This window comes from Allobosea sp. FW305-C-101, from assembly GCF_058783685.1.
Window position 1 is genome coordinate 132480 of the sequence record NZ_JBYSYT010000003.1, and the last position, 16145, is coordinate 148624.

Here is a 16145-nt window from a genome sequence, read left to right on the forward strand (position 1 = left end):
CCGGCCAGCGGCTCGTTATCCAATGATCGGGGAGACGACCTCAGATCGCGTCCGCGCCGGTCTCACCGGTACGGATGCGGATCACCCCCTCGATGGTCGATACAAAAATCTTGCCATCTCCGATCCGGCCGGTCTGGGCGGCCTTCATGATGGCCTCGATGGCGCGATCCAGCATCTCGTCGGCGAGCACGATCTCGATCTTCACCTTCGGCAGGAAGTCGACGACATATTCGGCGCCGCGATAGAGCTCGGTATGGCCCTTCTGGCGACCGAAGCCCTTGGCTTCCAGCACCGTGATGCCCTGCAGCCCGACCTCCTGGAGCGCCTCCTTCACCTCGTCCAGCTTGAAGGGCTTGATGATCGCTTCGATCTTCTTCATGCGCCGACCGGCCTCCTTTGCATCTCGGGCTCCGGCTTGGACCGGAACGTGGCTGGCAGCGCCATTCTTGAGGGGAACAGGCCCCGCTCCGTCTGACGAATGCAACCTTGCTTCTGCTCATAGCATTGGCGCCGACGCCCCGCCATGCGGCACCGCCCGCGAACGCGCCTCGTGGAAAGGCAGTAAACAGCACAAAAATTGAGCATCTGCATATCTGTTGATCATAAGCGGCATTCCGCCGCAACTTGCGAGATGGCCGGGCCCGCCGGAAGATGCGGCATGGACGATACCGGCGCCAATATTAGGGACAAGGCAGAGCTTGCCTTGCTGACCACGCAGCAAATGGCGGCGGCCGATCGCATCGCGATCGCGCAGGGCACGCCCGGCATCGAGCTGATGGAGCGCGCAGGCCGGGCAGTGGCCGATGCCGTCCTCGACCGGGCAGGGGCGGGAAGCGTCGTGACGCTCGTATGTGGCCCGGGAAACAATGGCGGTGACGGCTTCGTCGCGGCGCGCCTCCTGCGCGAGCGCGACCTGACGGTTCGCGTGGTGCTGCCGGGCGGTGCAGACGGATTTGCCGGCGATGCGGCCATCGCGCTGGGGCGCTGGGCAGGCCCGCTCGAGCCGTTGAGCGCGCTCCATGACCTGCGAAGCGACATCATGGTCGATGCGCTGTTCGGGGCCGGGCTGAAGCGCCCGCTCTCGGGCGCCTTCGCCGAGGCGGTGGAGATCCTCAACGAGGCCGCTTGCCCCGTCATCGCGGTCGATATCCCCAGCGGCGTGTCGGGCGATACCGGCCTTGCGGAGGGCGCGGCGGTCAGAGCGGACGAAACCGTCACCTTCTTTCGGTTGAAGCCCGGCCATCTGCTCCAGCCGGGCAGGGTGCTTTGCGGCCGCGTGCGGCTCGCCGATATCGGCATTCCCGCCGACGCAACCCTAAGCGCGATCGGCCCAACGGCCTTCCGCAACGATCCCGCGCTCTGGCGGCATGTCCTGCCCCTGCATCACGCGGATACGCACAAATTCCGGCGCGGTGCAGTCGCTGTGCTCGCGGGCGGCGTGTCGGGCGTCGGCGCGCCGCGGCTGGGCGCGCGTGCCGCACTACGCATCGGCGCCGGTCTCGCAACGATCCTCTGCGATCCGGAGGCCTTGCCCATTCATGCTGCGCGAGGGCCGGATGCCTTGATGCAGCGAGCCGTGGGCGATCGCCAGACCCTGGAAGCCTTCCTTGCCGATCGCCGGATTGCCGCCGTTCTGGCCGGCCCGGCGCTAGGGCTCGACCTCCGCGCCAAGGCTTTGATCGGGGCTGTGGTCGATTGCGACCGCCCGGCCGTCCTCGACGCCGATGCGCTGACCTGGCTCGCCGGCCTTCCCGATGGTGGCGCGAGCCATCTCCAGAATCGCGCGAAGAGCGCAGCAACGGTGCTGACCCCGCATGAAGGCGAATTCCAGCGCCTGTTCGGCAAGGACTCCGCCATCGCCGGAGAGCCCTCGAAGCTGGAGCGCGCGCGAAGAGCTGCCGCAGCTTGCGGCGCCGTGATCGTCTACAAGGGCGCCGATACCGTCATCGCCGCACCGGATGGGCAGGCTGCGATTAACGCCACGGGGTCGGCGGCTCTGGCGACGGCCGGATCGGGCGATGTGCTGGGCGGACTGGTTGCCGGCCTCGTGGCGCAAGGCATGCCCGCATTCGAGGCAAGCTGCGTCGCCGTCTGGCTGCACGGGCTTGCTGGCGAAAGGCTCGGCATGGGCCTGATCGCGGACGATCTGCCCGAGGCGATCCAGCCGCTGCTACGTGATCTCGTTGCCGCCTGAGCCGGCTCATAAAAAAGCCCGCCCCGTTTTCACGAGGCGGGCCTGCTCGCTCACATCACGGCATTGCTGCCCATGACGGATCAGGTGCCGGAATAGGTCACGCTCGGCGCGGACTTCAACTGGTCCTTGGTCAGCGTGATCTTGCCGTGGTCCGGATACATCGCCGGCGCCTTGGGAGCCGCCGCAGCCGGCGGGGACGCCATGCCGCCACCCGCGCTGCCGGCACCGCCCGCGCTACCGGACGAAGCGGGCGCCGGGGCCGGAGCCGGCGGCGCGATCGGCTGGTCGCTCCAGGTCACCTGGTCGAACGGGATCGCGACATCCTTGGAACCGATGCCGAGGAAGCCGCCGACGCCGATCGTCACCATCTCGACCTTGCCGGTCTTGTCGACGATCACTTCGGTGACATCACCGACCTTCTTGTCGTCGGGACCGTAGACATCGACGCCGATCAGCTTGCTGGTGCGCCACTTGCCCTGGCCGGCGAGATTGGTTTCAGCCGGCGCGCTGGCGCTCGACTGTGTCGCTGCAGGCGCAGCCGGAGCGGACGAGGGCGGGGTCGGGGCGCTGGTCTGGGCCATGGCCGCAGTCGCGAGCATCGCGACGCCGACGGTGGACAGCATGAAACGATGATTCTTGATCATGTCTTCCTCCAGAGTGTTTCCGCGGTGAAGCGGGTTGATTGGACAACAAACGAGAGGCGATTTGGTTCAGGCCAACGATGAATGATTTTCACGATTTGAAGAGATGCTTGTTGGAAAGGGCCATGACTTACCGTTGACCTGACGGCGCCGCGCAACGACCAGAATACATCGGCATATTTGCTTGCTAGCCGAAGCTGTGATCGAATACTGCATTCGTGGAAACGCCGCAGGTGCGACACTGTTCCAACCGCTAGGAGAGAGGTGTGCCGATGCCGACAACCCCGATCGCGCTAACGCTCGATGAGCGCACGCTGGCCGCGCTGGACCGGCACATCGCGCTTCATCGACAAGGGAGCTCACGCGCCGACATCATCGCCGAAATCCTGGCCGCCTGGGCTGCCAGCCCTGAGCACGCCGCGGCGCCGGATGAAGGACTGCGCCCGGAAGAGCTCAACGCAAGCAATGATTCCTGAGACGGAGAGCCGGCCGACCGTCAGTCGTCGGCGTCGTCGCGCCGCAATTCGAAAGCGAGCATGGCCTCGGCAAGGGCGTGCAGCTCGCGTTCCTTCTCCGCGCCGTCCGGCATCGCATTCAGCTCTTCGACCCGTTGCTGCGCGCGGTCGTAGTCTTCCTCGGTATGGATCACGATGGGCAGCTTCACGGCACTGATCTCCTGAGCAACCAAGCGCTGTGCGAACGCACGATTGCGCTCTCCTGTGACAATCGGGCGGCTGGCAGCAACGATCCCAACGCCGCCTGACGCAGTGAGTTCCAGAACACTGCCCCGATATCGGGAGGCACAGGCATTTTCACAACGCTCTTCGCCGCCTGGCTTAAGTCCGAGGCGGCGCAGCGATGGCGGCGCTTAAGCCTTCGGCAAGGCGAAGCCGCCATCATGGACGCTTTCCGGCACGGTACAAGGCGCCGAAGGGGCGGGTGGATGCGTGGCTTTCTGATTCCAGCCTGCCTGGCGGCAGCAATGATCGCCGTCGCGAACGAGCCGGCATCCGCGTTCTGGCAGCGCTCGCAGGTCTCGGCCTGCTCGGATGCCACGACCGATGCGGAGCGCCAGCGCCTGCGCTGCTGGGAACTCAATGCCTATGCCGATCCGGGTTGGCCCGCGCTCGGGGCAGGCGGTGGGGCCTATCTCATGCCTGCGCCGTCAGCCCGGCACGGGAGAGGATACAAGGGCGGCGGCGTGACCCGGCGGCTCGGCTGAAAAATGTGAGGAAGAGGGAGAGGTGCAGCCAATCTGCGCGGAACGAGTTGACCGGCGCCGTTCGGCTCCGTATGTCAGCGGCCCGGTGAGGGCGGGTAGCTCAGTGGTAGAGCACGTGACTTTTAATCATGTGGTCGTGGGTTCGATCCCCACCCCGCTCACCATCGCAGATCGCTGGTCCGCCGCGATGTCCCGCCTGCTTTCTTAAGCCGCATTAACCTGCCGGAAACCAAACCGCCCTAGCGTTTCGGCATGGTTATTCGCCGCGGCCTTCGCTCGATCTTCGTGACATTGGCTCTCTACCTCGTGTCGGGAGCGGCGGTGGCCTATTTCATGTTCCACGCCCAGCATGGTGCGCGCGGCCTTGAGGCGCGCGGCGCGATCCGGGAATCGCTGCGCGACATGGAAGGCGAACTCGCCACCCTCACGGCCGAGCGCAAGTCCTGGGAACAGAAGCTCGCCCTGGTGCGCAGCGAAGCGGTCGATCGGGACCTCCTCGAAGAAAATGCCCGCGAAATCCTCGGCCGGACCCATAAGAACGACATCGTCATCATGGGACGCTGAGCAGGCGCAGCCGGCACCTTCCAGGCGGCGAACCGCAATCCGCCTCATCGCTTCGGCCTCGTGGTTCTTCGACAGAAGAGTTCCATCTTTCGATCCAGGGGCTCCAGAAGCTGCGACCCTTAGTTCCGGACGTATCGATTAACTCGATTCCGGTTAATGTTGCCGATCCTTTGTTTTTCAAAGGGTTGGCTCATGCTGCATTGCGAGATAGCGTCCTCGCCAAGGTTTTTTTGATCCTCTACAACAATAGTCGGATGACCTTGGAGGACCGCCTATGGCTGTTGCTGCGCGTAAGTCGAAAGCTCCCGCTCAACCCAAAGCCGCCGCGAAGCCGGCGAAGGCCCGTTCGGGCAAGGACGGTGCCGGCAAGGCCGAAGGAGCCCTCAGCAACACCCCGACCTTCACCAAGGACGAAGATCTCCACGCCTATCGCGAGATGCTGCTGATCCGGCGTTTCGAGGAGAAGGCCGGCCAGATGTACGGCATGGGCCTGATCGGCGGCTTCTGCCACCTCTATATCGGCCAGGAAGCGGTCGTCATCGGCATGCAGATGGCCTCCAAGGATGGCGACCAGGTCATCACCGGCTATCGCGACCACGGCCATATGCTGGCCTGCGGCATGGAATCGCGCGGCGTGATGGCGGAATTGACCGGCCGGCGCGGCGGCTATTCGCGCGGCAAGGGCGGCTCGATGCACATGTTCAGCCGCGAGAAGAACTTCTATGGCGGCCACGGCATCGTCGGCGCGCAGGTCTCGCTCGGAACGGGTCTTGCCTTCGCCGACTGGTATCGCGACGACAAGACCGTCTCGATGACCTATTTCGGCGATGGCGCGGCCAACCAGGGCCAGGTCTACGAGAGCTTCAACATGGCCCAGCTCTGGAAGCTGCCGGTCGTGTTCGTCATCGAGAACAACCGTTACGCCATGGGCACGGCTGTCAGCCGTGCTTCGGCCCAGACCGATTTCTCCCGCCGCGGCGTCTCGTTCGGCATCCCGGGCGAGCAGGTCGACGGCATGGATGTCCGTGCCGTGCGCGAGGCTGCGGCCCGCGCCATCGAGCATGCACGCTCCGGCAAGGGCCCGTACATCCTGGAGATGCAGACCTATCGCTATCGCGGGCATTCGATGTCCGACCCGGCGAAGTACCGCTCCAAGGACGAGGTCCAGCGCATGCGCGAGGAGCACGATCCGATCGAACAGGTTCGCGCCCGTCTGGTTCGCGATTTCAAGATCGGCGAGGACGAGCTCAAGGCGATCGACGCCAAGGTGCGCGAGATCGTCAACGACGCCGCCGAGTTCGCAACCCACGATCCCGAGCCGGATCCGTCGGAACTCTACACCGACATCCTGCTGGAAGCCCCGCGGAGCTGATCGCTCCGCGCCTGCCGGCCTTCATCCTTTTCCCCGCGTCTTAGAATCCGGGTGCGTTCATGCCGATCGACATTCTCATGCCTGCGCTTTCTCCCACCATGGAGGAAGGAAAACTGGCCAAGTGGCTGAAGAAAGAGGGCGATCAGGTTAAGTCCGGCGACATCATCGCCGAGATCGAGACCGACAAGGCGACCATGGAGGTCGAGGCGGTCGACGAGGGCGTGCTCGCCAAGATCCTCGTCGCCGACGGCACCGAGAACGTGGCCGTGAACACGCCGATCGGCGTGATCGCCACCGAGGGAGAGGATGTTGCGGCCGCGGCCAGCGGCGGCGGCAAGGCTGCTGCTCCGGAAGCCAAGGCCGAGCCGGCGCCTGCCGCCGCGAAGGCCGAGGAAGCTCCGGCAGCCGCCCCGGCAACCAGCGTTCCCGCCCAGGCCAAGGCCTATGATTCCTCCTCGGAATTCCCGGCCGGCGCCGAGCTCGTCAGCACCACGGTCCGCGAAGCCCTGCGCGACGCGATGGCCGAGGAGATGCGCCGCGACAAGGACGTCTTCGTGATGGGCGAGGAGGTCGCCGAGTATCAGGGCGCCTACAAGGTCACTCAAGGGTTGCTGCAGGAATTCGGGGCCAAGCGCGTCATCGACACCCCGATCACGGAGCACGGCTTCGCCGGCATCGGCGTCGGCGCGGCGCTCTCCGGCCTGAAGCCGATCGTCGAGTTCATGACCTTCAATTTCGCCATGCAGGCGATCGACCACATCATCAACTCCGCCGCCAAGACGCTCTACATGTCCGGCGGCCAGATGGGCGCGCCGATCGTGTTCCGTGGTCCCAACGGCGCGGCCGCCCGCGTCGGCGCCCAGCACAGCCATGACTATGCGGCGTGGTACTCGAACGTGCCTGGCCTCAAGGTGGTGATGCCCTATAGCGCTTCCGACGCGAAGGGCCTGCTGAAGAGCGCGATCCGCGACCCTAATCCCGTGATCTTCCTCGAGAACGAGATCATGTACGGCAAGTCCTTCGACGTGCCGAAGGGCGACGACTTCCTGATCCCGATCGGCAAGGCGAAGGTGGTGCGTCCGGGCAAGGACGTGACGATCGTCTCCTTCGGCATCGGCATGACCTATGCGCTCGGCGCCGCCGAGGCGCTGGCCAAGGAGGGCATCGAGGCCGAGGTCATCGACCTCCGCACCATCCGCCCGATGGATATCGAGACGGTCATCGCCTCGGTGCAGAAGACCAATCGCTGCGTCGCGGTCGAGGAGGGCTTCCCGCAGTCCGGCGTCACCGCCGAGATCGGCATGAAGATCATGGAGGCGGCCTTCGACTATCTCGACGCCCCCGTCGCCCGTGTCACCGGCAAGGACGTGCCGATGCCCTATGCGGCCAACCTCGAGAAGCTCGCGCTTCCCAACATCGGCGAGGTCGTCGCGGCGGCCAAGGCCGTCTGCTATCGCTGAGAGGGGGCTGACCGATGCCGACGAACATCCTGATGCCCGCTCTCTCTCCGACGATGGAGAAGGGCAATCTCGCCAAGTGGCTGAAGAAGGAAGGCGACACCATCAAGTCCGGCGACATCATCGCCGAGATCGAGACCGACAAGGCCACGATGGAGGTCGAGGCGGTTGACGAGGGCGTGCTCGCCAAGATCGTGGTGCCGGAAGGCACGGCCGATGTCGCCGTCAATGAAATCATCGGCGTGATCGCCGGCGAGGGCGAGGATGCCAAGAGCGTCTCCGCTCCGGCGGCCGGTGGCGCTGCGCCTGCCAAGGCCGAGGCTCCGAAGGCTGAGGCTCCGGCCGCTGCCGCGGCACCCGCGCCGGCTGCGGCCGCTCCCGCGGCAGCTCCGGCTCCTGCCGGCGGCAGCCGCGCCTTCGCCTCGCCGCTCGCTCGCCGCATCGCCAAGGATGCCGGGCTCGACCTCAATGCGATCAAGGGCTCCGGCCCGCATGGCCGCATCGTCGAGAAGGATGTCGAGGCCGCCAAGGCCGGCGGTGGTGCCAAGGCTGCGCCGGTTGCGGCTGCCGCCGGGGCTCCGGCCGCCAAGCCTGCGGCTGCGCCGCTCGCGAGCGGCCCCTCCGACGAGCAGGTCAAGAAGCTGTTCGCGCCGGACTCCTATGAGGAGGTCCCGCATGACGGCATGCGCAAGACGATCGCGCGCCGCCTGACCGAAGCCAAGCAGACGGTGCCGCATTTCTACGTCACCGTGGATTGCGAGCTCGACGCGCTCTTGAAGCTGCGCGGGGAGCTCAACGCTGCGGCGCCGGAGAAGGACGGCAAGCCGGCCTACAAGCTCTCGGTCAACGACATGGTGATCAAGGCGCTGGCGCTGGCGCTCAGGGCCGTGCCGGACGCCAACGTGTCCTGGACCGACAACACCATGCTCAAGCACAAGCATGCTGATGTCGGCGTCGCCGTCTCGATTCCCGGCGGCCTGATCACGCCGATCATCCGCGATGCCTGCCACAAGAGCCTGTCGCAGATCTCCAACGAGATGAAGGACATGGCGGCGCGCGCCAAGGCCCGCAAGCTGAAGCCCGAGGAGTATCAGGGCGGCACCACGGCGGTCTCCAATCTCGGCATGTTCGGGGTCAAGGACTTCGCCGCGATCGTCAATCCGCCGCACGCGACGATCCTGGCTGTCGGCGCCGGCGAGCAGCGCGTCATCGTCAAGGGCGGCCAGCCGGCCGTCGCGACGGTGATGTCGGTGACGCTCTCGACCGATCACCGCGCCGTCGACGGCGCGCTCGGCGCCGAGCTTTTGGCGGCGTTCAAGGGCTATATCGAAAAGCCCATGGCGATGCTGGTCTGAGCGGCGGGAGAGACACCATGGCTGACTACGACATCATCGTCATCGGCTCCGGCCCCGGCGGTTATATCGCCGCGATCCGGGCGGCGCAGCTCGGCTTCAAGACCGCGATCGTCGAGCGCGAGCATCTCGCCGGCATCTGCTCGAACTGGGGCTGCATCCCGACCAAGGCGCTGCTGCGCTCGGCCGAGATTCTGCATTACGGCCAGCACGCCAAGGATTACGGCCTGGTGCTGGAAGGTTCGTTCAAGGCCGATCTGGACGCGATCGTTAAGCGTTCGCGCGGCATCGCCGCGCGGATGAACAACGGTGTCCAGTTCCTGATGAAGAAGAACAAGGTCGACGTGATCTGGGGCGAGGCCAAGCTCACCAAGCCCGGCACGATCACGGTCGCGCCGACCAAGAAGCCGGCCATGCAGCCGCAAACGCCGCCGCCGAAGAACGCCAAGGGCGAGGGCACCTATACCGCCGACCACATCATCGTCGCGACCGGTGCAAGGCCGCGCGCACTGCCCGGCCTGGAGCCGGACGGCAAGCTGATCTGGACCTATTTCGAGTCGATGGTGCCGGCCAAGATGCCGAAATCGCTGCTCGTGATGGGCTCCGGCGCCATCGGCATCGAGTTCGCCTCGTTCTACCGGACGATGGGCGTCGAGGTCACCGTGGTCGAGGTCCTGCCGCAGGTCGTGCCCGTGGAGGATGCCGAGATCGGCGCCTTCGCCCGCAAGGCCTTCGAGAAGCAGGGCATGAAGATCCTGACCGGCGCCAAGGTGACGAAGGTCGAGAAGGGTGCCGACTCCGTCACCGCCCATATCGAGGACGAGAAGGGCGGCAAGCAGACGATCACGGCGGACCGGATGATCTCGGCCGTCGGCGTCGTCGGCAATATCGAGAATCTCGGCCTCGAGACGCTCGGCGTGAAGACCGATCGCGGCTGCATCGTCATCGACGATCTCTGCCGGACCAACGTCAAGGGCGTCTATGCGATCGGCGACGTCGCCGGCCCGCCGATGCTGGCCCACAAGGCCGAGCACGAGGCGGTGATCTGCGTCGAGGCGATCAAGGGCCTGCATCCGCACCCGATGGACAAGCTGATGATCCCGGGCTGCACCTATTGCCACCCGCAGATCGCCAGCGTCGGCCTGACCGAGGCGAAGGCCAAGGCCGCCGGCCACGAGATCAAGGTCGGCCGCTTCAACTTCGTCGCCAACGGCAAGGCCGTGGCGCTTGGCGAGGATAGCGGCATGGCCAAGACGATCTTCGACGCCAAGACCGGCAAGCTGCTCGGCGCCCATCTCGTCGGCCCGGAAGTGACCGAGCTGATCCAGGGCTTCGTCGTCGCCATGAACCTGGAGACGACCGAGGAAGAACTGATGCACACCATCTTCCCGCATCCGACGCTGTCGGAGGTGATGAAGGAGAGCGTGCTCGACGCCTACGGCAAGGCCCTCAACGCCTGAGGCATACGACGATGACGGAGAGCCTGCGGAGCTGGCTCTCCGCAGGCGCGATGGCGGCGGGGGAACAGCCATGAGGCGCTTGGGTGTGAGGTTTCTTGCCGTTCTCGCGGCTGCCTTGTTCGGCAGCGTCGGGGCCCTGGCCTGCGAAGGCGACAAATGCGCCAACGGCCTGGCCTATGAGGCTTTCGGCGCGGCGCCGGGTGGTTCGCGCCCGGTGCTCGCCGTCTTCGTCCATGGCGACGTCTCGGCTGGTGGGCCGGCCGATTACATGTACGCCTATGCCCGGCAATTCGCCTCCGGACGCAAGAACGTGGTGGCCGTCGCCCTGCTGCGGCCCGGTTATTACGACCGCACCGGCCATCGCAGTGATGGTTCCGACAACGGCCGGCGCGACACGTTCCACTCCGGCAACAACCGTGCCGTCGCCGGAGCGATCAGCGAGCTGAGGCAGCGCTACAATGCCCGCAGCGTGGTCGCCCTCGGGCATTCGGGCGGAGCCGGCACGATCGGCGTGGTGGCCGGCAACAATCCCGGCCTGATCAACGGCCTCGTGCTGGTCTCCTGTCCCTGCGATGTGCCCGCCTGGAATGCCAGCCGCGGCCGGCGGCCCGGCTCGGCCCAGTCGCCGGTCGATTACGTATCCGGCATCCCCGGAGGAACCCCGATCGTCGCGGTCACCGGCCAGGCCGACGACAATACGCGCCCGGAGCTGGCGACGGACTATGTCGCCAAGGCGCAGGCGCGTGGCCTGCCGGCGAAGGCGCAGATCGTCGGCGGCGGGCATGGCTTCAGTGGTGCACTGGCTGGAACGTCGGTGTCCGCACTGGGCGCGATGGCGCGCTGATCCCTGGCGAAAAGGGGGCAGGGATCGGCTTGGCGCCGGCCCGTCCGCGCTCCATATTGCGTCGATGCCGCCACGCACCCGCAAATCTGCCAAGCCCGATCGCGTCGTCCGCGACGAGGAGATCGAGATCCTGCCGCCGCGCCGGACGCTGCAGCTCGACTGGAGCGTCATCGTGCCGACCGTGGCCTTCGGCACGATGACGGGCTTCGCCGCGAGCCTGGTCGTCGGTGGCGGCGGCGTCATTCGCCATGCGGTCGTCGGCGTGCTCGGCATGCTGATCGGGCAGGGCATCGTGCGCCTGACGGGCTGGCGCCTGAACACCGGCTACAGCTTCCTCGACGATGCCGGCATGGCAGTCATCGGCGCCATCCTCGTCATCCTGCTGGCACGTTTCATCGCCTGAGATACCATCGCGACAGGAACCGGCGGAGGTCGGGACCGTTGATTGCGCGCGCATCCGCGCATGGCTAGGGGGATACCCGCGATGGAAAGCTTTGCCGCTACCATGGCCCAGCCGGGCTATGGCTTCTTCATGACGCTGTTGATCGGCGTCCTCGCCGGCTGGATCGCCGAGCGCCTGACCTCGTCCGATCACGGGCTCTTCACCAATATGCTGGTTGGCGTCGCTGGCTCCTTCGTCGGCGCCAAGGTCGCGGAACTCCTGGCGATTCCGGTCTTCGGCTTCTGGCGGACGCTGGTTGCGGCGGTCGCCGGCGCCGTCATCGTCATCGTGATCTGGAACGCGGCCCGCCGCCGCAGTTGAAGCTCAGGTGAAGCTCTCTTGCCGGGGCCGGGAGTTGCGGCTGAGCGCTTTGAGGATTAGCTAGAGGAAGCCGGCTTGGCCGGCTCCTGCTGTTGAAGCCCGGACCCCGTTATGGCGCTTGTTCTCGACCTGCTGAACCGCGATCCGCGGCCCAATGCCGGCAATCCGAAGGCGCAAGCCACGGAGGTCCGCCACCCCGAGAAGCAGAAACGGCCGGAGAACCCGGTCCTGCGCAAGCCTGACTGGATTCGGGTCAAGGCGCCGGGCTCGCCGAAATGGGCCGAGACCAAGGCGATCGTGAAGGCCGAGAAGCTGGTCACGGTCTGCGAGGAGGCCGGCTGCCCGAATATCGGCGAGTGCTGGGAGAAGAAGCACGCCACCTTCATGATCATGGGCGACACCTGCACGCGGGCCTGCGCCTTCTGCAACGTGAAGACCGGCGTGCCGCAGCCGCTCGATCTGGAAGAGCCCCGCAAGGTCGCGGAAGCCGTCGCCAAGCTCGGGCTGGAGCATGTCGTGATCACCTCGGTCGACCGCGACGACCTCAAGGACGGCGGCGCCGAGCATTTCGCCAATGTCATCCACGCGATCCGCAAGGCTTCGCCCGGCACCACGATCGAGATCCTGACGCCGGACTTCCTGCGCAAGCCGGGCGCGCTCGAAGTCGTCGTGGCGGCCCGCCCCGACGTCTTCAACCACAATCTCGAGACCGTGCCGGGCAAGTACCTCAAGGTCCGTCCGGGCGCCCGCTATTTCCATTCGCTGCGCCTGTTGCAGCGGGTGAAGGAACTCGACCCGACCATCTTCACCAAGTCCGGCATCATGGTCGGCCTCGGCGAGGAGCGGAACGAGGTGCTCCAGCTGATGGACGACCTGCGCTCGGCCGAGGTCGATTTCATGACGATCGGCCAGTACCTCGCGCCCTCGCGCAAGCACCACGCCGTGATCCGCTTCGTCACGCCCGACGAGTTCAAGAGCTTCGAGACCATCGCCTATGCCAAGGGCTTCCTGATGGTGTCCTCGACGCCGCTGACCCGCTCCTCGCACCATGCCGGCGAGGACTTCGCCCGTTTGCGGGCCGCGCGCGATGCCCAGATCGGTATCGGCCGCAACCGCCGCGGCTGAGAAGGCACATCTTCGATGCCGATGTTCAACAGCACCCGCCGGGTGAGGCACTCGCCCGAGCAGATGTTCGCGCTCGTCGCCGATGTCGAGACATATCCGCAGTTCCTGCCGCTCTGCGAGGGGCTGGTGGTGCGGCGGCGCACGCCGCGCGAAGGTGGCGGCGAGGTGCTGCTGGCCGACATGAGCGTCGGCTACAAGGCGATCCGCGAGACCTTCACCAGCCGCGTCACGCTCGATCCGACCAATCTCAAGATCCTCGTCGAGTATGTCGACGGGCCGTTTCGCTATCTGGAGAACCGCTGGACCTTCAAGCCGCATGAGGCGGGTTGCGAAATCGGCTTCTTCATTTCCTACGAGTTCGCCAGCCGGATGCTCGGCCTGCTGATGGGCGCGATGTTCGACAAGGCCTTCCGCAAATTCGCCGAAGCCTTCGAGAAGCGTGCCGAGCTGGTCTATGGCCGGAATGCCCCAGCGGCAGTGACGAGGTCTTAAGCCCTGCATGGCATGGTTCGGCGCTCAGCCGAGGACATGCCATGGACGCATCTGCAGCGCAGACCGCCGACCGCCTTCAGACGCGCCGTCTGGCGGCAACGCTTCCGGTCTATGTCGCGACGATCTTCGTCTCGGCTTTCCTGCTCTTCGGCATCCAGCCGATGTTCGCCAAAATGGTGCTGCCGAAGCTCGGCGGTTCGCCCGGCGTCTGGTCGGTCGCCATGGTGTTCTTCCAGGCGGTTCTGCTCGCGGGCTACGGCTATGCCCATCTGCTGGTGAGCCGCCTGACCTTGCGCCGCGCCGCGCTGGTCCACCTCACGTTGATGATCGCGGTCCTCGCGATCAACCTGCCGATCCATATCGCCGCCGGTTTCGAGCGCCCGCCGCAGGAAGGCGAAGTGCTCTGGCTGATCGGCCTGTTCACGGCCTCGGTTGGCCTGCCCTTCTTCGCGGTCGCCGCGAATGGGCCGCTGCTGCAGGCCTGGTTCGCGCGGAGCGGGCATAGCCATGCCGCCGATCCTTATTTCCTCTACGCCGCCTCGAATGTCGGCAGCTTCCTTTCCCTGATCGCCTATCCTTTCGTGATCGAGCCCATGTTGCCGCTCGCCGTACAGGCCACGGCCTGGACCTGGGGCTTCGCTCTGCTGCTGGCCGGGATCGCGGCTTGCGCCGGGCTCGCCATCGGGATGAGGCGCGCAGACACGCCAGCAAGTCTCGACACCGCAAAGACCGCCCCCCTCACCATTGCCCAGCGCTTCAGCTGGGTGGCGCTCGCCTTCGTGCCCTCGGGGCTGCTGGTCGCGGTCACCGCGCATGTCTCGACCGATGTCGCCGCGGTGCCGCTGCTCTGGGTCGTGCCGCTGGCGCTGTTCCTTCTCACCTTCGTCATCGTCTTCCAGCGCCGGCCCATTCTGCCGCATCGCTGGATGCTGCATCTCCAGCTCGCCCTTACGGCGCTGCTGCTGGTGGCAATCGTCGCAAAGCTCGATATCGGCTGGATCGGCACGCTCGCCCTGCATCTCGGCCTGTTCTTCACCACAGCCATGGTCGCCCATGGCGAGCTGGTGAAGCGCAGACCCGCCGTGGCGCACCTGACCGAATTCTATCTCTGGATGTCCTTTGGCGGCGTGCTCGGCGGGCTGTTCTGCGGCCTGCTGGCGCCGGTGATGTTCAACTCGGTCGCAGAATATCCGATGCTCCTCGTTGCCGGGCTGCTGTGCCGGCCGGGCTTCGCCGCGATCAGGATGTCGCCCCGCATCCGCTTCGCCTTGGCCGTGGCTGGAGTGAGCGCGATCGTCGGCATTGTCCTCGGCGAACAGAGGCGCACGGATTCCATCCGCTCCTTCTTCGGCGTCCACCGCGTCTTCGAGACAGCGGACGGGCGCTTCCGCGATCTCGCCCATGGCACGACGGTGCATGGTACGCAGCGTATCCGCAATGACGACGGCAGCGCCGTCACCGGGCGCCCCGAGCCGCTGACCTATTACTTCACCGGCGGCGGTATCGCGGACGGTATCGATGCCTTGCGTCGGGCCCAAGGCGGCGTGCTCGGCAAGGTCGCGGCTGTCGGCGTCGGCACGGGCTCGCTCGCCTGCCAGATCCGTCCGGGCGAAAGCTGGAGCTTCTACGAGATCGACCCGCATGTGATCGGCATCGCGACCGATCCCGCTCGCTTCTCCTTCATCAACCAATGCGCCCCCCGCATCCCCTTCGTGATCGGCGATGCCCGGCTGACGCTGGGCGATGCGGCACCGGGGTCGCTCGATCTGATCGTGATCGACGCCTTCTCGTCGGATGCCATCCCCGTGCACCTGCTCACCAGGGAAGCGATCGGGCTGTACCTCTCGCGGCTCGCCCCAGGCGGCGCCATGCTGTTCCACATCTCCAACCGGCACATGGATCTCGGTCCCGTGGTCGCCGCGACGGCCAAAGAGCACGGGCTGCTCACCTGGGTCAGGGAACCCAGCCAGACTCCGCAGCTGACGCATGAGCGCAAGGTCTCGCCACGCGTCGCGATCGTCGCGCGCAGTGCAGCCGACCTGCGCTTCGCCGAGGGCGAGAACTGGTGGCCTGTCGAATCTGCAGACGTGAAGCCCTGGCGCGACGACTATGCCGATGTCCTCGGCGCGATCATGCGCAAGTCCCGATAGGGGAGCGCCTCAGGGCCCGCCCAGCACCGCCTCGCGCAGCAGGTCGAGTGCTTCCAGCACACTGAGGCGACGGATCTCGTCGCGCGACTGTTCGCCGAAGCGGCGTTCGCGATGGCGCGTACCGGAAGGGCCGGCGCAGGCGAAGTGAACGAGGCCGACGGGCTTCTCGACACTGCCGCCGCCGGGGCCGGCAACGCCGGTGATCGAGACCGCGAAACTGGCGTCGAGGCGCATGCGGCCACCCTCTGCCATCGCGCGCGCCACCGGCTCGCTGACGGCGCCATGCTGCTTGATCAGCGCCATCGGAACGCCGGCAAGCGCGGCCTTGGCCTCGTTGGAATACGTGATGAGGCCGCCCTGAACCATCGAGGATGAGCCGGCAATGGCCGTCAGTGCGCCGCAAACGAGGCCGCCGGTGCAGGATTCGACCGTCGCAACCGTGAAGCCGCGCTCCAGGCTCATGTTCAGCAGTTCGGCTGCAAGCGAGCGGATATCGAGATCGAACATGG

Annotated in this window: 18 protein-coding genes and 1 tRNA gene; 15 read left to right on the forward strand and 4 right to left on the reverse strand. The window is 66.2% G+C overall.

The genetic code is table 11. From position 1 onward, the window contains the following. Window positions 1-40: 40 nt before the first annotated feature. Window positions 41-379, reverse strand: coding sequence for a P-II family nitrogen regulator (locus tag AC3WMA_RS15230; RefSeq protein ID WP_257734831.1), 339 nt, complete (start codon window positions 377-379; stop codon window positions 41-43). Window positions 380-658: 279 nt separating this feature from the next. Here AC3WMA_RS15230 and AC3WMA_RS15235 point away from each other — a divergent pair, with 279 nt between their 5' ends. Then, entirely contained in the window at window positions 659-2194 is a 1536-nt protein-coding gene (locus AC3WMA_RS15235) for an NAD(P)H-hydrate dehydratase (protein WP_492286220.1), read from the forward strand. 80 nt (window positions 2195-2274) lie between these two features. Here the strand turns inward: AC3WMA_RS15235 and AC3WMA_RS15240 are convergent, their stop codons facing one another. Continuing rightward, entirely contained in the window at window positions 2275-2838 is a 564-nt protein-coding gene (locus tag AC3WMA_RS15240) for a PRC-barrel domain-containing protein (protein WP_492286221.1), read from the reverse strand. A 269-nt stretch (window positions 2839-3107) separates the two neighbouring features. On the opposite strand from AC3WMA_RS15240, the gene AC3WMA_RS15245 reads away from it, so the two are divergent. Next, on the forward strand, window positions 3108-3311 hold the full coding sequence (locus tag AC3WMA_RS15245; RefSeq protein WP_492286222.1) for a hypothetical protein: 204 nt from the start codon (window positions 3108-3110) through the stop codon (window positions 3309-3311). Window positions 3312-3331: 20 nt separating this feature from the next. Here AC3WMA_RS15245 and AC3WMA_RS15250 read toward each other — a convergent pair whose 3' ends face one another. Continuing rightward, the gene (locus AC3WMA_RS15250; protein WP_156407096.1) at window positions 3332-3499 is read right to left on the reverse strand and encodes a hypothetical protein; all 168 of its coding nucleotides are present in this window, start codon (window positions 3497-3499) and stop codon (window positions 3332-3334) included. Window positions 3500-3778: 279 nt separating this feature from the next. Here AC3WMA_RS15250 and AC3WMA_RS15255 point away from each other — a divergent pair, with 279 nt between their 5' ends. From AC3WMA_RS15255 to AC3WMA_RS15315, 13 genes are all read left to right on the forward strand, one after another. Beyond that, window positions 3779-4057, forward strand: a complete 279-nt coding sequence (locus AC3WMA_RS15255) for a hypothetical protein (protein ID WP_492286223.1) — start codon at window positions 3779-3781, stop codon at window positions 4055-4057. A gap of 89 nt (window positions 4058-4146) precedes the next feature. Further along, window positions 4147-4221: transfer RNA gene (locus tag AC3WMA_RS15260), tRNA-Lys, on the forward strand. 157 nt (window positions 4222-4378) lie between these two features. Then, window positions 4379-4621, forward strand: coding sequence for an FtsB family cell division protein (locus AC3WMA_RS15265; protein WP_492286224.1), 243 nt, complete (start codon window positions 4379-4381; stop codon window positions 4619-4621). A gap of 274 nt (window positions 4622-4895) precedes the next feature. Next, window positions 4896-5993 carry a pyruvate dehydrogenase (acetyl-transferring) E1 component subunit alpha gene (pdhA, locus tag AC3WMA_RS15270; protein ID WP_492286225.1) on the forward strand — a complete coding sequence of 366 codons (1098 nt, stop codon included), beginning with the start codon at window positions 4896-4898 and terminating at the stop codon, window positions 5991-5993. A gap of 59 nt (window positions 5994-6052) precedes the next feature. Further along, complete coding sequence (locus AC3WMA_RS15275) at window positions 6053-7453, forward strand: pyruvate dehydrogenase complex E1 component subunit beta (RefSeq protein WP_492286226.1); 1401 nt, start codon at window positions 6053-6055, stop codon at window positions 7451-7453. A gap of 14 nt (window positions 7454-7467) precedes the next feature. Then, on the forward strand, window positions 7468-8805 hold the full coding sequence (locus tag AC3WMA_RS15280) for a pyruvate dehydrogenase complex dihydrolipoamide acetyltransferase (RefSeq protein WP_492286227.1): 1338 nt from the start codon (window positions 7468-7470) through the stop codon (window positions 8803-8805). 17 nt (window positions 8806-8822) lie between these two features. Then, window positions 8823-10262, forward strand: coding sequence for a dihydrolipoyl dehydrogenase (gene lpdA, locus AC3WMA_RS15285; RefSeq protein ID WP_492286228.1), 1440 nt, complete (start codon window positions 8823-8825; stop codon window positions 10260-10262). Between the two features lie 85 nt (window positions 10263-10347). Continuing rightward, entirely contained in the window at window positions 10348-11106 is a 759-nt protein-coding gene (locus tag AC3WMA_RS15290) for an alpha/beta hydrolase family protein (protein WP_492286229.1), read from the forward strand. Between the two features lie 64 nt (window positions 11107-11170). Next, entirely contained in the window at window positions 11171-11509 is a 339-nt protein-coding gene (locus AC3WMA_RS15295; RefSeq protein ID WP_492286230.1) for a GlsB/YeaQ/YmgE family stress response membrane protein, read from the forward strand. Window positions 11510-11590: 81 nt separating this feature from the next. Continuing rightward, the gene (locus AC3WMA_RS15300) at window positions 11591-11869 is read left to right on the forward strand and encodes a GlsB/YeaQ/YmgE family stress response membrane protein (RefSeq protein ID WP_492286231.1); all 279 of its coding nucleotides are present in this window, start codon (window positions 11591-11593) and stop codon (window positions 11867-11869) included. 111 nt (window positions 11870-11980) lie between these two features. Further along, window positions 11981-12994: a lipoyl synthase gene (lipA, locus tag AC3WMA_RS15305; RefSeq protein ID WP_492286232.1), complete on the forward strand. Its 1014-nt coding sequence runs from the start codon at window positions 11981-11983 to the stop codon at window positions 12992-12994. A gap of 15 nt (window positions 12995-13009) precedes the next feature. After that, complete coding sequence (locus tag AC3WMA_RS15310; protein WP_492286233.1) at window positions 13010-13486, forward strand: type II toxin-antitoxin system RatA family toxin; 477 nt, start codon at window positions 13010-13012, stop codon at window positions 13484-13486. Window positions 13487-13527: 41 nt separating this feature from the next. Then, window positions 13528-15636 carry a fused MFS/spermidine synthase gene (locus AC3WMA_RS15315; RefSeq protein WP_492286234.1) on the forward strand — a complete coding sequence of 703 codons (2109 nt, stop codon included), beginning with the start codon at window positions 13528-13530 and terminating at the stop codon, window positions 15634-15636. Window positions 15637-15645: 9 nt separating this feature from the next. On the opposite strand, the gene AC3WMA_RS15320 is transcribed toward AC3WMA_RS15315, so the two are convergent. Beyond that, entirely contained in the window at window positions 15646-16143 is a 498-nt protein-coding gene (locus AC3WMA_RS15320; protein WP_492286235.1) for a CinA family protein, read from the reverse strand. Window positions 16144-16145: the final 2 nt, after the last annotated feature.

Bases quoted from the DNA above. Each gene is read 5' to 3' on its own strand.
- AC3WMA_RS15315 (WP_492286234.1), top strand. From the start codon at position 13,528: ATGGACGCATCTGCAGCGCAGACCGCCGACCGCCTTCAGACGCGCCGT.
- AC3WMA_RS15275 (WP_492286226.1), top strand. From the start codon at position 6,053: ATGCCGATCGACATTCTCATGCCTGCGCTTTCTCCCACCATGGAGGAA.
- AC3WMA_RS15240 (WP_492286221.1), bottom strand. From the start codon at position 2,838: ATGATCAAGAATCATCGTTTCATGCTGTCCACCGTCGGCGTCGCGATG.
- AC3WMA_RS15280 (WP_492286227.1), top strand. From the start codon at position 7,468: ATGCCGACGAACATCCTGATGCCCGCTCTCTCTCCGACGATGGAGAAG.
- lipA (WP_492286232.1), top strand. From the start codon at position 11,981: ATGGCGCTTGTTCTCGACCTGCTGAACCGCGATCCGCGGCCCAATGCC.
- lpdA (WP_492286228.1), top strand. From the start codon at position 8,823: ATGGCTGACTACGACATCATCGTCATCGGCTCCGGCCCCGGCGGTTAT.
- AC3WMA_RS15320 (WP_492286235.1), bottom strand. From the start codon at position 16,143: ATGTTCGATCTCGATATCCGCTCGCTTGCAGCCGAACTGCTGAACATG.
- AC3WMA_RS15235 (WP_492286220.1), top strand. From the start codon at position 659: ATGGACGATACCGGCGCCAATATTAGGGACAAGGCAGAGCTTGCCTTG.
- AC3WMA_RS15310 (WP_492286233.1), top strand. From the start codon at position 13,010: ATGCCGATGTTCAACAGCACCCGCCGGGTGAGGCACTCGCCCGAGCAG.
- AC3WMA_RS15295 (WP_492286230.1), top strand. From the start codon at position 11,171: ATGCCGCCACGCACCCGCAAATCTGCCAAGCCCGATCGCGTCGTCCGC.
- pdhA (WP_492286225.1), top strand. From the start codon at position 4,896: ATGGCTGTTGCTGCGCGTAAGTCGAAAGCTCCCGCTCAACCCAAAGCC.
- AC3WMA_RS15230 (WP_257734831.1), bottom strand. From the start codon at position 379: ATGAAGAAGATCGAAGCGATCATCAAGCCCTTCAAGCTGGACGAGGTG.
- AC3WMA_RS15255 (WP_492286223.1), top strand. From the start codon at position 3,779: ATGCGTGGCTTTCTGATTCCAGCCTGCCTGGCGGCAGCAATGATCGCC.
- AC3WMA_RS15300 (WP_492286231.1), top strand. From the start codon at position 11,591: ATGGAAAGCTTTGCCGCTACCATGGCCCAGCCGGGCTATGGCTTCTTC.
- AC3WMA_RS15245 (WP_492286222.1), top strand. From the start codon at position 3,108: ATGCCGACAACCCCGATCGCGCTAACGCTCGATGAGCGCACGCTGGCC.